3 protein-coding genes and 1 tRNA gene are annotated in these 5,079 nt (G+C 47.9%); 2 read left to right on the forward strand and 2 right to left on the reverse strand.

From position 1 onward, the window contains the following. The first annotated feature begins 179 nt into the window (after positions 1–179). Positions 180–1,334: a site-specific integrase gene (locus Q0668_RS07520; RefSeq protein WP_298862214.1), complete on the forward strand. Its 1,155-nt coding sequence runs from the start codon at positions 180–182 to the stop codon at positions 1,332–1,334. Between the two features lie 70 nt (positions 1,335–1,404). On the opposite strand, the gene Q0668_RS07525 is transcribed toward Q0668_RS07520, so the two are convergent. After that, a tRNA-Ile gene (locus Q0668_RS07525) sits at positions 1,405–1,478 on the reverse strand. A gap of 274 nt (positions 1,479–1,752) precedes the next feature. On the opposite strand from Q0668_RS07525, the gene Q0668_RS07530 reads away from it, so the two are divergent. Next, positions 1,753–2,862, forward strand: coding sequence for a sialidase family protein (locus Q0668_RS07530; protein ID WP_298862217.1), 1,110 nt, complete (start codon positions 1,753–1,755; stop codon positions 2,860–2,862). Here Q0668_RS07530 and Q0668_RS07535 read toward each other — a convergent pair whose 3' ends face one another. Next, positions 2,863–4,935, reverse strand: a complete 2,073-nt coding sequence (locus Q0668_RS07535; RefSeq protein WP_298862220.1) for a CehA/McbA family metallohydrolase — start codon at positions 4,933–4,935, stop codon at positions 2,863–2,865. It lies immediately after the preceding gene. Between the last annotated feature and the right edge of the window lie 144 nt (positions 4,936–5,079).

The following is a 5,079-nucleotide window of genomic DNA, read 5'->3' on the forward strand; positions in this document are numbered from 1 at the left end:
TGCTGAACCTGTCGTTCATCAGCAATAATCGTTTTGGTTTCTCCCGTCTGGCAATAATGGTCAGGCGGGGGATTCTTCGACACACGTCTGAGAACGTCACAGGATTGGCTGTAACGCGAAGTAATTAAATCCGATGTTTACTACTCGGAAACGAGGCACTTTAAAGGAGAGTTGAAGCTATGGCGAGTATTGCAAAGAGGCCGAATGGCGGCAAAATGATTCAGTTCTTTGACGCTACAGGGAAGCGCAGAGCAATTCAGATTGGAAAATTATCCATGAAAGCGGCTACTTCAATCAGGGTACACGTCGAAAGGTTGGTTTCGTCTCGTATCACAGGACATGCCCTAGATGACGGTACAGCGCTCTGGTTATCGAAACTTGATAAGACGATGATTGGTAAGTTGTCAAAGGTAGGGTTGATTGAGGCTAGAGAGTCAGCCACGTTAGGAGAGATGATTGACGAGTTTATTAAACTACGAACGGGAGACGTGAAGCCGCGTACTGTAGCAAAATACAAAGTGGTCAAAAAACATCTGATTGACCATTTCGGAAAAGGCAAGTCTCTAAAGTCCCTGAACGCTGGAGAGGCTAAAGAATGGCGAGCCTACCTGATTGACCGGAAACTAGCAGAGAACTCAATACGGAAGCTCTCAGGCATTGCTAAGACGATGTTCAACTATGGGATCGAAAAGGAATTGATTGTAAAGAATCCGTTCAACTGCCTCCCTTCAGCGTTAGTTCCCACCAGAGATAGACACCACTACATCACGATTGAAGACTCTGAAAAAGTGATAGAACAATGTCCTGATGCTGAATGGCGGCTGATCGTCGCGCTGGCTCGTTACGGTGGATTGAGAACACCTTCAGAGACGTTTGCTCTCAAATTATCTGATATCAACTGGTCGGAGAATCGATTCTATGTGACCAGCCCCAAGACTGAGCGATACGCGGGCAAAGAGGGGCGTATCGTACCAATCTTTCCTGAGTTGAGGCCCTACCTTGAAGAGTGTTTTGATCAGGCAGAGGACGGGGCAGAATTCGTGATTGAGAAACACCGAATCAGGAGCGAGAATCTACGGACCACTTTTCACAAAATCATCAAGCGGGCTGGCTTAAACAAATGGCCTAAACCATTCCAGAACTTGAGATCCAGCCGAGAAACCGAATTGATGGAACAATTCCCCATCCAGACGGTTACAAGTTGGATAGGAAATTCACCTTCTGTAGCGTTGCAAAGTTATTTACAGGTAAGGGAATCGGACTTTGAAAAAGCGTTGCATATATGTTGCAGCACAGTGCCGAATACACCAGTTTTAGCCAGTAATGCAAATTAACTGCAATAGATGTATGTTATTCTCAGTTATTCACTTACGTTGATTTACGGGGATGTACTGAGAGGCTAAATAGGGCCGGCAGGACTCGAACCTGCAACCAACAAATTATGAGTTTGCTGCTCTAACCGATTGAGCTACGGCCCCAAGTTGTTTTCTGACAGATGTTTATCATACAGAGTTTGGCAGCAGATTCCAATCAGAGGCTGCCTGAAAATGTCATTGCAGTGGAAGGCTGATAGCTTACTGGAGACCCGGAGGGCTGTCAAAGGATTGAGACTTGAAAGCCGAATTCCAGCCTGATTTTCCGACATAAAACGTGCTCTGTTGAAGTCTGACACCCGACAGGGTAAACAGGATCCTACTGGCACGTTATTTCTTCCGATTTTTTGATGTCTACCTCAGGAGGCCTGCTTCCCTCATGTTTCAAGTCTCGCTTTACTCAACGCTACGAAGCGGTTTCTGTCTCAGCCTGATCCTGCTATTCAATGGAATCAATACAAACGCACTGTCAATCATTCAGGCTCAAGAACAGGGCACGCGAAAAACTCCTTCCGATCCCATTCGAGTCGGGTCTGTCATCGGAGGACATGTTCACCCTGCCCTTTGCAGAGCGGCGAACGGTGATCTGCTGGCAGTCTATAATGAAAACGGTGGTGGCGGCAAAGAACTGCTGCTCGCTCGTTCAACCGATGGCGGTTTGCACTGGTCTGCCAGCAAGCCCATTCCCACGATTAAAGACTGTTCTATATATCCGGGTTCGCTGACCACATTGCGCAGTGGAGAAATCGTGCTGCACTGGTCCTGTTATCGCGTTGAAGAGAAACGTCGCTGGCGAGTTCCTCATTTCTGCACATCCAAAGACCAGGGCATAACCTGGTCTCCCGTCACTGAAATCCCACTGGACGATTACACAAATTACACCTGCCTGCGTCATTCCATTCTGGAACTGGATGCAGACCGCTGGGTTTGTCCTTTTTATGATCGCACAGTCATTTACAACCGGAAACAGAATACGATTTCACCCTTTGGGGATGGACGGAATCATGGCATGGTACCTCTCGTGATATCGTCACAGGGCACACTCATCAGTGGTGCACCGCAAACCGATGCGCCCGTACCCGTTGGAAAACCGGGGCAGATGGTGTATGGCCTGAGTTCCACCGACGACGGAAAAACCTGGCGGGCTCTGCAATCGCTCCCCTACTTTGGCGTTGCCGGTTATGATTTGACGGCTCTGGATAAGGGAACTGTCGTACTGACCTCCATTCTGTACGGCGTGGGACGCGATGATGAGTGGGCGTTTGAATTGTCGCTTTCGCATGATGAAGGTTTGACCTGGGACAAAGCCAATGCGGTGATTGTCTATAACCCGGGGCGTCCCATCAAAGGACGCGGCTGGCCTCGCTCCGTTCCCATTGATGACAAGACTCTGGGAACACTGTTCTATGATCTCGACCCTAAGCAAAAAGGAGGTCCCGGCGTCTTCTTTGTGCGTACGCCGCTGGTCGCTTTTCAGCCAGTGAAGTAATCACTGAGTGTTCCGGGCTATCTGACTGGCACGCCAGGCTTCGGCATAAATGGCAAATCCGATCTGAACCTGACTCGCCGCGTCCTGCAATAATTTTGTCAGTTGGGAATCAAAGGGAGAGACCCCGCGTGCTCTCAATAAACTGGCCGCCTGAAAGACAACCGCCTGATCATAGTTCGACAGACTTTTAATTAACGCTTTGTGATCGTCCGCATGCTGATTCACCAGTTTTTGTGCATAAGCATATGCGGGTGTTTTTTTACCATCGCCGTCCGCGTCAATCCAGACGGCTCCTGTCGAACCCACAACTTGTGACTCAAACTCGGGAGAATCTGGTTGATACGGTTTGGCTAATGGCCAATACGGCGCCACAACACCAGGCCCCGTCGCAATCGCTACCAGATGACAATCGTGCGGAAATTTCTTGAGCTTCCAAGTACCCTGCCATTTCACGCCACCCTGCTTTTTTGCTTTGATTTTTTCACTGCGAATCAATTGCCCATTTGCATACAGGCTGATTTGATCTGCTGTCACCCAACTCGGCCCGGAAACGGTCAGACTCACTTCCAAGTCCTTCGACTGTGGAACCAGATCTCCCGGCCCATATTGGGAATTCACTTTAATCCGTGTGAACAGTCCGTAAGAAAGCAATACCTTTCCATCAACGAAGTTTTGAACGGTCTGGCCCACATCAATTTGAGAGGGATCTTGATCCTGCGTCTGAATATATGTTCGCGCCTGCCCAACGATATAGCGGCAGACATCATGTGAATCGCTAGAACCGACCGGTGTTAAGAACACCCCCCGGTTCAATAAACCAAACCAGTCATGATACAGCTGCATCACATCGGTTTGCGTGGCTCCCGAATTGATAATCTCCATCGCGTTCGCCCGCAAACGCCAGCCATCCAGATTTTCTCCGGTTTGACTGATATGATTCCTGGGACCAAACGGACGATAATTAGAATGCAAGTCTCGCGCATGATTCAAAATCGCCACTTTCATCTGCGGCGTCTCATAAATACTTTTAAAAATCTCATCCCACTTTTTCAATTTATAATCGGGAACCGGTCCCCCTTCCGGAAGTGGAAACACATTAAAATGCCCTAATCGCGTAGTGACTTCATTTCCAACCACAGGCGTAAAATACTGTCGGACTTTCAGTTTTCGAGAGAGAGATTCATAGCTGATCTGTTTGTTGTGATCGGTGGCAATCGGAAACTCGATCTGCTCACCCGCCAGCGTCAGCATGCGTTCTTCCATGGAACTATCGCCGTGTCCCGAATGTGTTAACGTATGCACGTGCGTGTCACAACTTACATAACCCGTTGTATCGACTTCGCGATTAATTTTGAGACGAAGCTTTTTATGATCGCCTGCTTTCAAACTAATTTTGCGATGATCAATCCCATATTCAAAACCCCGGCCGGCATACACGGTATACGCACCCGCTGGCAGGCTAAGATCTGTTTTCCCGTCACTGACATAAATCACACCGGACCTGACCGCACGCCGATCGTTCGATAACGCCGTTGTGGCGACCAGTGTCCCTGCTTCATTCACAATCGTTATTTTACTGGGGAGATGCTTGCCCGATTGGCCGTCAACCACTTCAATCGTCAATTCTGCTTCAGACAAAGCACGTTGAATCGACTCCGGATAAAGTACGATTTCTCCCACGCGGATATCATCTGGTGTCGGCTTCCCAACCTGGAAAATCCGTAATTGATTTTTTCCCGTTTTCAGAGTTTTCGGCGGAACAGGCAACGAATATTGCTGATCGTTTCCATCACGACTCAGCTTACCTAGTACGGTTCCATTCAGTTCCACATTCCAGCTTAATTTTACATCATCTTGTCGTAACAGGAGTGACGCTTCCGTTTGATTCACTTCTGCTTGAAACGAAAGCGATAACTCTTGCAACTCGGACAGCTCCGGAAAGGTAGTCCATTCACGGTCGCCTGAACTTCGCAGGTGTGTCATCTTAGAAGTAATCACAACCGGTTCACTTGCAATCAAATTCTCGATAATGACCAACGATACCAACAGTGTAAGCAGTAGTCTTAGATTCATAACTCAGAGTAACTTTCCAACAAAAATGTTTTATTGTTGTTTCATATTTCAGGGAAATTAATGACTCGTTGTTGATTTCTTTGTACTTTGCAATAGATATGCCAGCAAGTCATGTAATTGTTGCGGCGACAAAATTTCCGTCAC

The sequence above is a fragment of the uncultured Gimesia sp. genome (assembly GCF_937910335.1).
Lineage (GTDB): Bacteria > Planctomycetota > Planctomycetia > Planctomycetales > Planctomycetaceae > Gimesia.